Here is a 13,146-nt window from a genome sequence, read left to right as displayed (position 1 = left end):
ATGTGGCCTTTCAAACGCAAATTGGAAAAGCGCGATGTGGCGACCGGCTACACGGCGGCGATCTTGGCGGCGCGCGAATCCTATATCGCGGGCGTCTCTGGCATCGCGGAACTGACGGCGACGGTTCAAACCTGCGTCACGCTCTGGGAATCGGCTTTCGCTCTGGCCGATGTGACCGGCACCGACCTTCTGGACCGCAAGACGATGGCCCTCATTGCCCGCTCTGCGGCGATCCGGGGCGAATCGGTGTTGCTGATCCGGGACCGGCTTATCCCCTGCGCCGATTGGGATTTAAGCACCCGCGACGGCATCCCGCGCGCCTATCGCGTCTCCATCTCCGAAGCGGGCGGCTCGACCTCGCAAACCGTCTTGGCGGGTGAGGTCATTCACTTGCGGCTGGGTGTTGATCCGGTGGCACCTTGGACGGGGCAAGCGCCGCTGCGGCGGTCCAGCCTCACGGCGAGCTTGCTGCAAGAGGTGGAAACCGCGCTGCGCGATACATGGCAAAACGCGCCGATGGGCTCGCAGATCGCGCACATGCCCGAGGGCAGCGCTTCGGATATGGCGGCAATGCGGGCTGCGCTTAAGGGGCGGCGCGGGGCTTCGTTGGTTGTTGAAGGGGTGGCGCAGGCGACGGCGGCGGGCATGAACCCGAACGCTGGCAGATCGCCCGACCAACTCACGCCCGATCTGCAACGCGCCATGCCGGCCGAAACCCTCGAAGCGGCGCGGGGCGCGATCTGTGCGGCCTTTGGCGTGCTTCCCGCGCTGTTCAGCCAAGCCGCTCAAGGGCCGCTGGTGCGCGAGGCGCAACGGCATTTGGCCGGGTGGGTGCTGCAACCGATGGCCGAACTCTTGGCCGAGGAATGCCGCGAAAAGCTGGGGTCCGATGTTCTCATTGATGTGGGCCGACCGCTGCAAGCCTTCGATGCAGGGGGCCGCGCGCGTGCGCTCTCGCAGCTGATCGAGGCAATGGGCCGTGCCAAGGAATTGGGGCTTTCCCCCGACGAACTGGGCGGCGCGCTCAAGGCTGTGAACTGGGGCGGCGGCGACTCGCTGGCGTGATCGAATAGGGGGTGACGCCCCGGCGTTCGCAGTTTGCGCCAAAACGTCCCGTTACTCGGTGAGTGGGTAAACCCCGAGATAGCGCGGTCCCTATCCTTTCATCTCGGGGGCGCGGCGCAGATCGGCACGGGTAGCACCGGGGCCGATCATAAGGCCGGGGCCGCGCGCGCTGTCCCGGCCTTAGTGAGCCCTCGCCGTGATCTTCCGAACATACTCCGCATCATTCAGGCGGTCTTCGAGATCATCAATCGTGAGGCAGTGCTTTCCGTTCTGGTCATAGCCGTCAAGAAGATTGCTGCGGTTGTAGTCTGACAGAATCCAGAACTTGCCATAGTCCGGCGCCATTTCGTCGCGCACGCGAGATTTTTCGATTCGAAGGCCGATGCGCTCCGCTTTGCGCCTAAGTTTGTTTTCCCGCACTTTGTCCTCCATGCAAGGCCGCTCCTTATGCTGGAAATGATGCTTGACGTGATTCTGGAAGTCAAGCTAGGAATGATGCTGAAAGCTATACTCAAACAGTGGAGAAAATGCAATGACCGAACAACGCGCCTGCGCGACCGATGAAGTTTTGCACAGGATCAACGATGCAAGGGACGCCCTGCACGACGTTCGCAGCATCGTCACCCTAGTAGAAATGGCAACGGAACATAACCCGACCGACGAAAACAACGCCATTTCATTTGCTTGCGCTCAGGCTGTTAACAAGGTTGACGACATATGCGCCCGTCTCGCCCTTGTTGCCGATCTGGTGAAAGGCGGTGCCCAATGATCACGCTCGACCAACTGCGCACCGCTGACCCGCGCGATATTGCCGAGCCTCTGGCCTATACCGTCTCGGCTTTGATCCGCACTGCGCGCCTTGCCCTCGAAAACGAGACAAGCGGGGAGGATGCGCGCCATGAAGCGGCAACCGTGCTGGGGCTTGCCGAGGAACTTTCTCACGCCCTCGGGAACAGTGCCGAGGGACTGCAACGCGAGACTAAGCGCGGGGCGTGGGCGGTGCAGCCAGAGGCGGCGGCGTGATGGAACTTACGGAATGCGCCCGGCGTTACCCGGGCGCATGACCTTAAACGCGATCAAGCGGGCTGGGATCGGCCAACTCAATTAGCAGGGCACAGTTTTCGTGCCCGTTGCCGTAGATATGGAAATGCCGCTGCGTCACGACATAAACCCTATCGCCGGTTCTACCTTCTTGCAGTCGGTCCCCAACCGCAGGAGGGCAGTAGCTATAGTGGTCGAACTGATGAAGCGGCGCCGGGTCGTAGGCCCCGCCGGGGTTGTCAATGAAGCAGCGGACAAAGAAGGGCTGCACTTTTTGGGTCGTCATGATTCGTAGTCTCCGTCATTTGTGGCAATCACGAATGAGGCTTGCATGATCACGCCATTCGGTCTAGTCTCAAATGGAAATCTGGAGATCGAGACATGACTACCCCCGGCGAAATGGTGAAGTGCGCGGCGACTACCCTCGGGGTTCCTGAGGTGACCTTGACGCAGATCGACCGTGAACTTGTATCGCATGGCATGCGGACCAAGGGAGGGCGCGGCAAGAGCGCCGCAAAAATGGGCTCGAATGATGTAACGAACCTGCTGATCGCAGTTTTGACCGGCGCCCTCATCAAAGATGTTGCCGAGATGGCAAGAGAATATTCTGACCTCCCCGTTTCCTCTGGCGATGGGAAATGGTCTCTTGCCGACTTTCCGCTTCCATCTGTTCAGTCGCTTCCACCCGATCACACTTTCGGGCAGGCGCTGCGGGCGTTCATTGATGCGGAAGTGAACCGTGAAATTGACGCGGCTCTCCAAGGAGTGCAGCCATCAAAAGTTGGCGATTATGTGATGCCGCGCCACTTGCATCTTGAATTTCGTCTGCTGACCCCTCTGCCGAGTGCCGCGATTACCCTCATCGTGGGGGGCGAGTTCAGAGAGGAGCACCACTATAGCTTGAATGTTCCTAACACTACGGACGAGGCAATACTCTGGGCAGAAGGCTTCATAAAGCAAGGACGCGGTGGCGACATGCGTCGAATGCAATGGTTCTCGTGGCGAACAATCAAGGCGATGGCGAAGTTTCTCCGGGGGGAGGAATAAGCCCACATGGCGCGTCACCCCCAAACTCAAGCCAGACAGAATGCGGTGGCATTGATCCAAGCCGCGCGTGAGGCGGGGTGGGCGCGTGCGCGATTTGAGCTCAAGCCAGATGGCACCACGGTCATTGATGCCTCGATGGCCGAACCGGACGGCGGCGATGACTTCCTGAGTGGCGACTTGAGGATGGGCAAATGACCAAGACCGACCTGCCCAAATACGTCTACGCGGATCGAGGCTATGTGAGATTCATTCGTCGGTCCCGCGGCCAATCCGTGATGATGAAAGAAGAGCCCGGAACGCCGGAGTTTTACGAGCACTACAACCGCCTTTTGAGGGGGCGTGAGCCGGTTTCGGCAAAGCGGAACTTCGAGGCGCTAATTCTCAGTTATTTTGAAAGCGAGGCTTTCAAGAAGCTGAAGCCGCGCACCCAAGCGGATTACCGCAAATACATCGAGCACATCCGCAGGATCTGGGGCACGAAAGACCCGGCCAAAATCGAGCCGCATCACATCTATGAGCTGCACCGCGCCAATGCCGAGCACTGGCGGCAGGCGAATTACCTGGTGCAGGTGATGGTTGTCCTGATGAACCACGCGCGGCTGATCGGCTTTCTCAAGAAAGAGCACGGCAATCCGGCCAAGGGAATCCCGCTGTTCAAGCAGGAAAGCGACGGTTGGGAGCCGTGGCCGGATGATGTGCGGGCCGAGTTTGAGGCGGTGGCGTCACCGCGCGCACGGCTGGTCTATGAACTGTGCATCGGCACTGGCCAACGGATCGGGGACATACTCAAAGCGCGCTGGGGGCACTTCGAGGGCGGGTGCTACGACCTGACCCAAGGTAAGACCGACAAACCGATGTGGATACCGCTCACCAACCGCCTCAAGGCGTATTTGGCGACGGTCGAAAAGCGGGGCCTTGCCGTCGTCACCGATAGAGCTGGGCGTCCCGCCAATTATCGCGCGGTGAACGACGAAATGCTGGCCGTGCGGGCCAAGATGCAGCACCCCGACAAGGCGAAGTATGTAACCCACGGTCTGCGGAAGAACGCGACAATCGAGCTTTACTTAGCCGGAAACGACGACGAGCTGGTGAAATCAGTTACCGGACATTCGAGCGTGGAAATGCTCAAGAAGTATGGAGGGCAGATCCGGCAGCGGGAGCTTGCCACGCGGGCGCAGGAAGCCCGGAATCGCATGGAACAGAACAAGCCCGGAACGTGAATGTTTCAACGGGTGTTTCAAAAAGCTGTCGAAAGGACGAGCAGGATGGCGCAAGTATTTGAAAGTATTGGAGGCGGGTACCGGAATCGAACCGGTCTTCACGGATTTGCAATCCGCTGCGTAACCTCTCCGCCAACCCGCCGAGAGCTTGGTCTGATTAGTTATTTCCGAGGGCGCGGTCAAGCGGTTATCAGGCCGGTTTTCGCTTGGTGCGCTGTTCTCGCAGGGGAAAACGAAAAGCGCGCGGGAAGATCCCGCGCGCCAAGGGGCTCTGCCCGATTAGTTCGCCAGCCAAGCGTTGAAACGCTCGTTCAGCTCGCTGTCATTGTCGACCCAGAAGTCGAGGTTGGTTTCGAGCGCGTTTTCCATGTTGGCCGGGTAGGTCGGCAGGTGCGGACCCATGACGGTTTTGCCATCTTTGAAGATGATCTCGCCAGCGTTCGACGAATAGCGGGTCGGGCCGTAGGAGATGTATTGCGCTTGGCGACGCAGGCCTTCGGTCGAGGTCGCGAATTGCACGTATTTCAGCGCGTCTTCCAGATGCGGCGCGCCTTTCGGAATCACGTACATTTCGTGTTCGTAGACTTGGCCATCCCACAGCACGACGAGCGGTTTGCCCTCTTCAATGGCGGCGTTGAAGATACGGCCGTTGTAGGCGGTGGTCATGACCACTTCGCCATCGGCGAGGAGTTGCGGCGGTTGCGCACCGGCTTCCCACCAGATCGCGTGATCTTTGATCGTGTCGAGTTTGGCGAAAGCGCGGTCAAGGCCTTCATCGGTGTCGAGCACGTCATAGACTTCCGCAGCCGGAACGCCATCAGCCATCAGAGCCATTTCAAGCACGGTTTTCGGGCTTTTCTTCACGCCGCGGGTGCCGGGGAATTTCTCGAGGTCGAAGAAATCAGCAATCGAGGTCGGTTTCTCGCCGGGGAATTTCGAGTCGTCATAAGCCACAACGTTGGCCCAAAGGTCGGTCGAGATGCCGCAATCCATCACCGCGCCGGGCAGGAAGTCTTCTTCCGCCGGGGTGCCGTCGTCGCCGGGCAGCAAGATCGCCGGGTCGATTTCTTCGAGCAGGCCTTCGTCGCACAGGCGCACAGCATCGGCATATTCGAGCAGGGCGACATCAACCGAAACGTTGCCGGATTCGGTTTGCGCTTTCACCGGGGCGGCCGGGTTGTCAGCGTCGATCATCGTGGTTTTGATGCCAGTGGCTTCGATGAACGGTTTGACGTGAGCTTCGACTTCGGCTGCGCCATAGGCGCCGCCCCAGCTCAGAACCACGACTTCGGCCTGGGCGCTCACTGCGAAGCAGGAGGCAAGGACCGTGCTGAGAAGGAGTTTTTGCATCGGTTTTTAGTTCCCTGTGTTTCGAAAAGGGGCGCGATCAAGCCGGGGAGGAGTATGCGGTCTGATCAGTGCCGCTTGCCAACCGGCCCCTTACAAATCCCGGATAATCGGAAGGCTCGGGGTGTGGGTGCGTGCAAAGCGACGTCGAAAGGGTCGTTTGCGGCCTTTCGGCGATCTGCGTTTTGTAGCCCGTTGTATACATTGGCCGGATGCTGGCGGATGGGGCGAAATGCCTGAAATTAGGGCGAATCTAAAACGCCGCAGCGCTGCGGCGCGGGAGACGGGCGAGGCATTCTTCGGCGCCCTGCGACGATAAGTCCCTGCTGTGCCCCTGTTTGCAGCACCGATCCTGTGCACCATGGTATGCAAAAGCGCCGCATCTGGCCGCTGCGCCGTTGCCCCGTCCTGGTTTCTGTGGCAAAACCGCGCAACAAAACCCCAGACCGAGAGTTCCCCATGCAGGATTTCGCCACCCGCCGCACCATGATGGTCGACACCCAGGTCCGCCCGAACGATGTTACCAAATTCCCCATCATCGAGGCGATGCTCACGGTTCCGCGCGAAGATTTCGTGCCCGCAGGGCGGCGTGAGGCAGCCTATGTCGGCGAGAATATCGAGTTGGAAAGCGGGCGTGTGCTCCTAGAGCCGCGCAACTTCGCCAAGATGCTTGATGCGATCGACATTCAGCCCGCCGATCTCGTGCTCGATATCGGGGCGGGCATGGGCTATTCGGCGGCGGTGATCGCGCGGATGGCCGAAGCCGTTGTCGCGCTTGAAACCGAAGAAATGGCGCCGAAAGCCGAGGCGCAACTCGCGATTCATGATGTCGACAATGCGGCTGTGGTCGCCGGGGTGCTGTCCGAAGGCGCGCCGCAACACGGGCCTTATGACGCGATCGTGATCGAAGGCGGTGTCGAGACGGTGCCTGCCGCGATTGAGGCGCAACTCAAAGAAGGTGGCCGGATCATCGCGATTTTCATGCAAGACGCGCTTGGCACGGTGCGGCTTGGGCGCAAGATCGACGATGTGGTAGTGTGGCGCGATGTCTTCAATGCCGCAGCACCTTTGCTCGAAGGCTTCACTTTGGCGAAAGAATTCGTACTCTGATTGCAAAACGGTGTTAACCGGGTCATATCGTGGGAGTTGAATATTTCCCGATAGGTACGCGGTCGCGCCAGAGCATATCCCGCCGCGGCAGTGGTCAGGGCAAAAATGAGGACGAGCGAGATGCGCAAGACACTGAAACCCCTTTTGCTGGCTACGGCTGCGGGGCTGGGGCTGATGGCCGGAACCGTTGCCGCAAGCGCGGAAACCTTGGCCGATGCATTGGTCTCGGCCTATCGCAACTCGCATCTGCTCGAAAATTACCGCGCCACTTTGGCCGCTGCGGATGAAGATGTCGCGCAATCGGTCGCCGCGCTGCGCCCGGTGGTGCAATGGGGGCTGGATTTCGCCACCTCGCGCTGCACCTATCCGAGCACCGCGACCTGCACGAGCGACTGGACGGATATTTCCGCAACGCTGGCCGTCAGCGCTAGTTGGACGCTCTATGATTTCGGGCGCACGCAGCTGAGCATCGGCATGCAAAAGGAAACGGTGCTTGCCACGCGTGAGGCTTTGCGCTCGACCGAACAAGATGTGCTGTTGTCTGCCGTGCAAGCCTATGCCGATGCGAAAGCGACGGCCGAACAGGTGGCGATCAACCAAAACTCCGTGCGTGTGATTTCGGAACAACTCAAAGCGGCGCAAGATCGCTTTGATGTGGGTGAGGTGACCCGGACCGACGTTTCGCAGGCCGAGGCTTCGCTTGCTGGGGCGCGGGCATCGCTCGCCGCTGCGGAAGGGAATTACAAGGCGGCGCGTGAAGCGTATAAAGCCGCGATCGGCCATTATCCGACCCGCCTCTCGGCTTTGCCGCGTGCCCCGAGCCTGCCGAAATCTGTTGAGGCCGCGAGCACCACGGCATTGCGTCAGCATCCGACGATCAAACAACTCCAGCATCAGGTCGCAGTGACCGATTTGGCGGTTTCGCTGGCCGATGCGCAGCGTTTGCCGACGATCACCGGCAGTCTTTCGTTCTCTGACCAAGATGGTGTGGGGCATTCGGGCGCGGCGGGCGTGAGCATTGGCCAGACGATTTATTCGGGCGGCAATATCTCGTCGCTGCGCCGCCAAGCGGTGATCCAGCGCGAAGGCACGCGGGCCAGCTTGCGTCAGGCGGGGGTGTCGGTGGCGCAGGGCGTGGCCAATGCCTATGCAATGATCGAGGTCTATCGCGCGCAGATCCGCGCCTATGATCAACAGATCCAAGCGGCCGACATCGCCTATCGCGGCGTGCGTGAAGAAGCGACGCTGGGCGCGCGTACCACGCTGGATGTGCTTGATGCCGAACAGGACCTGCTGGATGCCCGCGCTTCGCGGATTACGGCAGAAGCTGATTTGCAAGTAGCATATTATCAACTTTTGTCGGCTATGGGTCTTTTGACGGTAGAAGACCTCAAGCTCGGGATCCCCACCTATGATCCCGCAGCCTACTACAATGCGGTGCAGAACGCGCCTCTCAGTGTTCAAGGCGAGCGCCTTGATCGCGTCTTGCGGGCCATTGGTAAGCAATAAGCTTGCCTGAGGGGCGCGTTATGGGTGCCGACCTGCTTCGTTCGGGCAACAGCCCGGATATGAGGGATTCTGCTTACACCAAAAGGCTGGGCAGACGTGCAGTCGGATCGCAGGATTGAGGGCATGATGTCGGAAACCGAGACGAATATCGAAATCGAAGATGTGCTGGCGTCGATCCGGCGGCTGGTATCGAGTGACGTGAGCCCTTCACGCTCCTCGGCTGTGCCGCATCGAAGTGCCGCCGTCGCGATGCCCCTTCACGCGCCGGACCCGGAGCCTGTTGCCGAACCCGAAGTGATGGCCGAGCCGGAAGCCGCGCCGGAACCGGAGGTTGTGTCTGAGCCCAAGGCGGTGATGGACGCGGTTGCCGAAGAACCGGTGGAAGATGTAGCGCCCGAGCCGCCGATGGTTCTGGAAGCCGCGCTTGAGCTGCCCGAGGCACCGGTCGAGCCCCTTGTCGACGAATTCCCCGAGCCGGAGATGCCCACGTTTGAACCGGTTGTCGATGCGGTCGCAGATGTGTCTGAGGCCGAGGTTTCGGAAGCGACGGATCAAGCCGACGACTTTCTGGTCCTGAGCCCGGCGTTGCGGATTGATGAGACCGATGCAGAAGAACTGCCCGACACCGGGCTTGCGGAGCCGGACCCCATGGCTGACGATGCCCCCGTGATGGCGGAGGCGCCCGTCGAAGTCGCGCCGCAACCGCGTGTGTTGACCGAGGCAGAGGCCCTTTTGGCAGAGGCGGAGGCCGCGCTGGAAGGCTCTGGCGCGCTGCTTGAGGCATCTGCGGTGCTTGATGGCGCGGATGATATGGACGCCGACGTCGCGCTGCCCGAGGCTCCGGCCAAAGACGATCTGGGCGATGAACTTGCGCGTCTGGAAAGCACAATTGCCGAGCTTGAGGCCGCGGTGGCCGAAAGCGACACCGAGTTTGAACCCGAAGAAGGCCACCCCTTCGTGGCCGAGGGCGCGGCGCCTTTGACGGAACTGCCGGAAGCCTTTGACGAGGCCGCCTTGGGCACGCAGGAACCGGCCTATGAGGCCGAGCTGGAAGCCATCTTGGAAGAGGCACCTTCGATCAGCGAAGACGAGGCCGATGCCGCGTTTGCTGCCGAACAAGCCGACCCCGATCTTGAGGATGCCGCTTGGGCGGAAACCGAGACGGAAAGTGTGGGCATGGATTGGGCGGAAGCGACGCTGAACCTTGCGCGTGGTGCCGCGCCGCGTCGGCTCAGCCTCGAAGATGCTGAGGAAGTCGAACAGCATGTTTCGTCGCGCCGCTCTACCTATGACAGCCTGCGTGAAGAACTGGATGCGGATGCCGCCTATTACGATGCGGATATGATCGAGGATGACACCCAGTTTGCCAGCGATGAACGGCTGCTCGATGAAGCCGCGCTGCGCGACATGGTGGGCCAGATGGTGCGTGAAGAATTGCGGGGCGCGCTTGGTGAGCGGATCACGCAAAACGTCCGCAAACTTGTGCGCCGTGAAATTCAGCGTGCGCTGATGGGGCAGGGCTACGAATAAGCGGCGGCCCCACCGCTTTCCCTTTGATGCACAAAAAGCAAACGGCGTGTCCGAGGGAGGACACGCCGTTCGCTAATGCCATATCTGGCTGGGGCTTACGCCGCTTCGGCTTCTTCCGCCGCCATGCGCCGTTCGCTTTCTTCGCGCGAGAGCGCAACAGAAGTCCGCACACCTTTGGTGACGAATTCCATCAGGCCTTTCACCACGCGCTCGTTCGGGTCGATCCCGGCGCAGGACAGCACTTCGCGTCCATCGCGCGACCGCGCCCAACGGGCGATCTGCTCGGGGCCGTTGCCGTATTTCTTGTCATCGGCAATCGCATCATCGAGCGCGGCGAGCACGACGGCGGCAAAAAGCTTCCGTGCACGTTGGCCTTGCTCATAGTTGAATGCGGAGCCGTCAACGAAATCGCGCATTTTCTGTCCTTTTTATTGCTCTTGCGTTTCCTGGCGTGGCGGCCATCTACGGCGCTTGGGACGTGATTCGATATGCCCCCAAACACATGGCTGCCATGCGTTGAATGCATGGGTGGGTTCTCGTGGCCCCGGATTTAGCGCCTGTTAACGAGAACAACCGGCCATATATGGTCAGTTTGACCAAGCGTTCAAGGTTCTTTTCCGCAAAACGCGTGCCGGGTGCTTGTGTTTCACGTCATCTTGTGTTCGCGCATCGCAACGCCTTGTTAGGGCTGATAGCGCGCGGCTCGCGGTCTTGTGAAGGCGGTTAGGCCTCCGTGGCGCTCAGTTCCGCATCGCCTGCACGCAGCGGACCCGCGAGCGCATCATGGCGGATCTGGGCCAAAGCGAAGCCCTGCGCTTGGGTATAAAGCGTGCCGACCGTTTTCCCCTCGGCCTCAATCGGTGTGCCAACAGGCGCGGCGCCCACAATTTTCAGCCGCACCAGCCCTTTGCGCAATTCGGTCTTGTGCTTCATGCGCGCGGTGACCTCTTGTCCAACATAGCAGCCCTTGCGGAAATCCACGCCATTGAGCCGTTCAAACCCGGCTTCAAGGATATAGGTCTCGGGCGTCAGTTCGATCCCGGTTTCCGGGATCATATGGGCAACGCGAAGCGCGTCCCAATCGGTGCCATCATCGCCCGCCTCTGAACCGTAAAGCCGCCAGCCAAGCTCTGGGTGGCGCGGGTCTTGCACCGCGCCTTCGGGCGCGGGACCGGTGCCGCGCGCGACTTGCAAATCGGTCGGGGTAATCGCCACATCGGCGCGCAGCTTATACATCATCAGCCGCTTCACGGTGGCCTCAGCCAAACTGGCATCAATGTCCAAAAGCACGCTGTCGCCTTGGGGCACCAAAAAGAAATCCGCGAGATACTTTCCCTGCGGCGTCAACAAAGCCGCATAGATCGGCCCTTCGGAAAGCTTCTTCACATCGTTGCTGACAAGCCCTTGCAGGAAATGCACGCGATCCGGGCCGGAAATTTCATAAATACTGCGCATGGTTGCCTCCTTCCCCCGATATGGGCGGGGACTGTCATTCGACAAGTTGCATCTTGCACAGGGTGGCATAGGCACCGCCTTGTGCCATCAGCACATCATGCGTGCCTTCCTCAACAACCTGTCCTTCGTTGATCACGACGATTTTGTCAGCATCACGCACAGTGGAGAGGCGGTGCGCAATCACCAAAGTGGTGCGGCCTTCCGAAAGCCGCGAGAGCGCTTGCGCCACCTTCGCCTCAGAGGCGGTGTCGAGGGCCGAGGTGGCCTCATCCAACAGCAAAATCGGTGCATCGCGCAGCACCGCGCGGGCAATCGCCACCCGCTGACGCTGGCCGCCAGAAAGCGCCGAGCCGCGCGGCCCTGCGGGCGTATCAAGCCCGGCGGGCAGCGCATCGACGAATTCGGAGACATAGGCCACATCAAGCGCATTTCGCAGCTCTGCCTCGCTGATATCGCTGCGCCCAAGCAACACGTTTTCGCGGATCGTTTCGTCAAAAAGCGCCGCGTCTTGGCTGACCGAGGCAAACATCTGCCGCAGCGCCACCAGATCCACCGCTGTCACCGGCACGCCGCCCACGGAGATCGTGCCCGATTGGGCGTCGATCAGGCGGGTCAGCAGGTTGAACACGCTCGACTTGCCCGCGCCCGAGGGGCCAACAAGCGCCGTGGTCTTGCCCGCCTCTGCGGTGAAGGACAGCCCGCGCAAAACCGGTTTCGTCCCATAGGAAAAGCGCACATCGTCAAACTGCACTGCGGTGGTTGCGGGCTTGGGGAGCGGCGCGGCGGGGGTTTGCACCGAAGGCTGAATGTCAAACACCAGATAGAGCCGCTCAAGGCTCGCCGCTGCAATCTGCCATGTGCCAGACAGTCCGCCAAGCCGGCGCAAGGGTTGGAAGGCCAGCGCCATCGCCGTGAAGAAGGACATGAACTCGCCCACGGTGCGCTTGCCCTCAACGATTTCGGGAGCGCCTAGTACCAGAACGGCAAAGAAGCCAAGCCCGGTCACAAGGTCGATCAATGCCGGGATCGTCGATTGCGAAAGCGTCATTTTGACGAGCGCTTTGCGGATCGCGACCACCAGCTTTTCAAACCGTTCCGTCTGATAGGCTTCCATCTGGTAGAGCTTCACAGCCGAGATGCCGTGAAAAACCTCATCCAGCCGGGTGGCGCGGTCGCCCGATTGCGTGCGCATTTGCTGGGTTTTGCGCCGAATATAGCGTTGTGCCAGCGCGATCGGGGCTACCAGAAGCGGTGCGCCGACCAGCGCCGCCAAAGTCCAGCGCCAGTCGATGGAAACGGCCACTGTGAAAAGCGAAATCAGCGCCACCGCGTCGCGCCCGGCGCCGGTGATAAACACCTGCCACACGCCTTGCACGGCCATCGTGTCGCCTTGCACCCGCTCGATCAGGGCGCCGGGCGGGTTGTCTTGAAAGAAGCTTTGATCCAGTCGCAGGATATGGCGCAACAGGTCCACTTGCATCGCGCTCGAAGAGCGTTGGGCGACATCCGTCAGCAAGCCGCGCGCGCCGACCGAGGTGACGGCACGGATGGCGAAAAGTGAAAAGATCACCCCGCCAACGACCCAGATCAAGCCCGATTGGCCGGCGGCGAAAACCTTGTCGAAAAGCGGCTCAAGCATCCAACTCAGCACGCCAAGGCAGGCGCCTTCGACCGCCATCAAAAGCCCGGCCAGCGCCATTTTCGGCCAATGCTCACGCAGATAGCCGCGCCAGATGCGCCCAAAAAGAACGCGCGAACTGTAGGCCGCCTTCGGCGCGGTATCTTTTGGCTGGGTCACGCGGTCCTCTGACGGATGAATTCT

15 protein-coding genes and 1 tRNA gene are annotated in these 13,146 nt (G+C 60.7%); 9 read left to right on the top strand and 7 right to left on the bottom strand.

All coding sequences use genetic code 11. The features are described from left to right. Complete coding sequence (locus BW967_RS04360) at nt 1-1,065, top strand: phage portal family protein (RefSeq protein ID WP_076483829.1); 1,065 nt, start codon at nt 1-3, stop codon at nt 1,063-1,065. A 180-nt stretch (nt 1,066-1,245) separates the two neighbouring features. On the opposite strand, the gene BW967_RS04355 is transcribed toward BW967_RS04360, so the two are convergent. Continuing rightward, nucleotides 1,246-1,497: a hypothetical protein gene (locus tag BW967_RS04355; RefSeq protein ID WP_076483828.1), complete on the bottom strand. Its 252-nt coding sequence runs from the start codon at nt 1,495-1,497 to the stop codon at nt 1,246-1,248. Nucleotides 1,498-1,597: 100 nt separating this feature from the next. Here BW967_RS04355 and BW967_RS04350 point away from each other — a divergent pair, with 100 nt between their 5' ends. Continuing rightward, entirely contained in the window at nt 1,598-1,834 is a 237-nt protein-coding gene (locus BW967_RS04350; protein ID WP_076483827.1) for a hypothetical protein, read from the top strand. Beyond that, on the top strand, nt 1,831-2,088 hold the full coding sequence (locus BW967_RS04345; protein ID WP_076483826.1) for a hypothetical protein: 258 nt from the start codon (nt 1,831-1,833) through the stop codon (nt 2,086-2,088). Before BW967_RS04350 ends, BW967_RS04345 begins: the two co-directional genes overlap by 4 nt. Nucleotides 2,089-2,131: 43 nt before the next feature. Here BW967_RS04345 and BW967_RS04340 read toward each other — a convergent pair whose 3' ends face one another. Further along, nucleotides 2,132-2,392 (bottom strand): hypothetical protein, encoded by a 261-nt coding sequence (locus tag BW967_RS04340; RefSeq protein ID WP_076483825.1) that lies wholly within the window; start codon nt 2,390-2,392, stop codon nt 2,132-2,134. A gap of 95 nt (nt 2,393-2,487) precedes the next feature. Here BW967_RS04340 and BW967_RS04335 point away from each other — a divergent pair, with 95 nt between their 5' ends. From BW967_RS04335 to BW967_RS04325, 3 genes are read left to right on the top strand one after another with little or no spacing between them, the layout of a single operon-like run. Then, nucleotides 2,488-3,153, top strand: coding sequence for a hypothetical protein (locus tag BW967_RS04335; RefSeq protein WP_076483824.1), 666 nt, complete (start codon nt 2,488-2,490; stop codon nt 3,151-3,153). A 6-nt stretch (nt 3,154-3,159) separates the two neighbouring features. Further along, on the top strand, nt 3,160-3,348 hold the full coding sequence (locus BW967_RS04330) for a hypothetical protein (protein ID WP_076483823.1): 189 nt from the start codon (nt 3,160-3,162) through the stop codon (nt 3,346-3,348). Then, nucleotides 3,345-4,373 carry a site-specific integrase gene (locus tag BW967_RS04325; protein ID WP_076483822.1) on the top strand — a complete coding sequence of 343 codons (1,029 nt, stop codon included), beginning with the start codon at nt 3,345-3,347 and terminating at the stop codon, nt 4,371-4,373. Before BW967_RS04330 ends, BW967_RS04325 begins: the two co-directional genes overlap by 4 nt. A gap of 68 nt (nt 4,374-4,441) precedes the next feature. Here the strand turns inward: BW967_RS04325 and BW967_RS04320 are convergent. Together BW967_RS04320 and BW967_RS04315 are read right to left on the bottom strand one after the other, a co-directional pair. Further along, nucleotides 4,442-4,515 (bottom strand) — tRNA-Cys (locus tag BW967_RS04320). 137 nt (nt 4,516-4,652) lie between these two features. Then, on the bottom strand, nt 4,653-5,723 hold the full coding sequence (locus BW967_RS04315) for an ABC transporter substrate-binding protein (protein WP_076483821.1): 1,071 nt from the start codon (nt 5,721-5,723) through the stop codon (nt 4,653-4,655). A gap of 456 nt (nt 5,724-6,179) precedes the next feature. On the opposite strand from BW967_RS04315, the gene BW967_RS04310 reads away from it, so the two are divergent. The 3 genes from BW967_RS04310 to BW967_RS04300 all read left to right on the top strand — a co-directional run bounded on the left by BW967_RS04310 (nt 6,180) and on the right by BW967_RS04300 (nt 9,869). Further along, nucleotides 6,180-6,830, top strand: a complete 651-nt coding sequence (locus BW967_RS04310; protein WP_076484004.1) for a protein-L-isoaspartate O-methyltransferase family protein — start codon at nt 6,180-6,182, stop codon at nt 6,828-6,830. 120 nt (nt 6,831-6,950) lie between these two features. Next, the gene (locus tag BW967_RS04305) at nt 6,951-8,339 is read left to right on the top strand and encodes a TolC family outer membrane protein (protein WP_076483820.1); all 1,389 of its coding nucleotides are present in this window, start codon (nt 6,951-6,953) and stop codon (nt 8,337-8,339) included. Between the two features lie 123 nt (nt 8,340-8,462). Further along, complete coding sequence (locus BW967_RS04300) at nt 8,463-9,869, top strand: hypothetical protein (protein ID WP_076483819.1); 1,407 nt, start codon at nt 8,463-8,465, stop codon at nt 9,867-9,869. A 95-nt stretch (nt 9,870-9,964) separates the two neighbouring features. Here the strand turns inward: BW967_RS04300 and BW967_RS04295 are convergent, their stop codons facing one another. The 3 genes from BW967_RS04295 to BW967_RS04285 form a co-directional block, all read right to left on the bottom strand. Further along, nucleotides 9,965-10,285, bottom strand: a complete 321-nt coding sequence (locus tag BW967_RS04295; RefSeq protein ID WP_076483818.1) for a DUF6280 family protein — start codon at nt 10,283-10,285, stop codon at nt 9,965-9,967. A 307-nt stretch (nt 10,286-10,592) separates the two neighbouring features. Then, entirely contained in the window at nt 10,593-11,324 is a 732-nt protein-coding gene (gene ygfZ, locus BW967_RS04290) for a CAF17-like 4Fe-4S cluster assembly/insertion protein YgfZ (RefSeq protein ID WP_076483817.1), read from the bottom strand. 34 nt (nt 11,325-11,358) lie between these two features. Beyond that, on the bottom strand, nt 11,359-13,023 hold the full coding sequence (locus BW967_RS04285; RefSeq protein WP_083951959.1) for an ABC transporter ATP-binding protein: 1,665 nt from the start codon (nt 13,021-13,023) through the stop codon (nt 11,359-11,361). Nucleotides 13,024-13,146 lie beyond the last annotated feature (123 nt).

Origin of the sequence: Rhodobacter aestuarii (assembly GCF_900156655.1) — a bacterium.
Lineage (GTDB): Bacteria > Pseudomonadota > Alphaproteobacteria > Rhodobacterales > Rhodobacteraceae > Rhodobacter > Rhodobacter aestuarii.
This window is presented reverse-complemented; position numbering and strand designations above follow the sequence as displayed.

What these genes read in the sequence shown, in the direction of transcription:
- BW967_RS04360 (WP_076483829.1), top strand. Translation starts at nt 1, where the DNA reads ATGTGGCCTTTCAAACGCAAATTGGAAAAGCGCGATGTGGCGACCGGC.
- BW967_RS04355 (WP_076483828.1), bottom strand. Translation starts at nt 1,497, where the DNA reads ATGGAGGACAAAGTGCGGGAAAACAAACTTAGGCGCAAAGCGGAGCGC.
- BW967_RS04350 (WP_076483827.1), top strand. Translation starts at nt 1,598, where the DNA reads ATGACCGAACAACGCGCCTGCGCGACCGATGAAGTTTTGCACAGGATC.
- BW967_RS04345 (WP_076483826.1), top strand. Translation starts at nt 1,831, where the DNA reads ATGATCACGCTCGACCAACTGCGCACCGCTGACCCGCGCGATATTGCC.
- BW967_RS04340 (WP_076483825.1), bottom strand. Translation starts at nt 2,392, where the DNA reads ATGACGACCCAAAAAGTGCAGCCCTTCTTTGTCCGCTGCTTCATTGAC.
- BW967_RS04335 (WP_076483824.1), top strand. Translation starts at nt 2,488, where the DNA reads ATGACTACCCCCGGCGAAATGGTGAAGTGCGCGGCGACTACCCTCGGG.
- BW967_RS04330 (WP_076483823.1), top strand. Translation starts at nt 3,160, where the DNA reads ATGGCGCGTCACCCCCAAACTCAAGCCAGACAGAATGCGGTGGCATTG.
- BW967_RS04325 (WP_076483822.1), top strand. Translation starts at nt 3,345, where the DNA reads ATGACCAAGACCGACCTGCCCAAATACGTCTACGCGGATCGAGGCTAT.
- BW967_RS04315 (WP_076483821.1), bottom strand. Translation starts at nt 5,723, where the DNA reads ATGCAAAAACTCCTTCTCAGCACGGTCCTTGCCTCCTGCTTCGCAGTG.
- BW967_RS04310 (WP_076484004.1), top strand. Translation starts at nt 6,180, where the DNA reads ATGCAGGATTTCGCCACCCGCCGCACCATGATGGTCGACACCCAGGTC.
- BW967_RS04305 (WP_076483820.1), top strand. Translation starts at nt 6,951, where the DNA reads ATGCGCAAGACACTGAAACCCCTTTTGCTGGCTACGGCTGCGGGGCTG.
- BW967_RS04300 (WP_076483819.1), top strand. Translation starts at nt 8,463, where the DNA reads ATGATGTCGGAAACCGAGACGAATATCGAAATCGAAGATGTGCTGGCG.
- BW967_RS04295 (WP_076483818.1), bottom strand. Translation starts at nt 10,285, where the DNA reads ATGCGCGATTTCGTTGACGGCTCCGCATTCAACTATGAGCAAGGCCAA.
- ygfZ (WP_076483817.1), bottom strand. Translation starts at nt 11,324, where the DNA reads ATGCGCAGTATTTATGAAATTTCCGGCCCGGATCGCGTGCATTTCCTG.
- BW967_RS04285 (WP_083951959.1), bottom strand. Translation starts at nt 13,023, where the DNA reads ATGGCGCTGGCCGGGCTTTTGATGGCGGTCGAAGGCGCCTGCCTTGGC.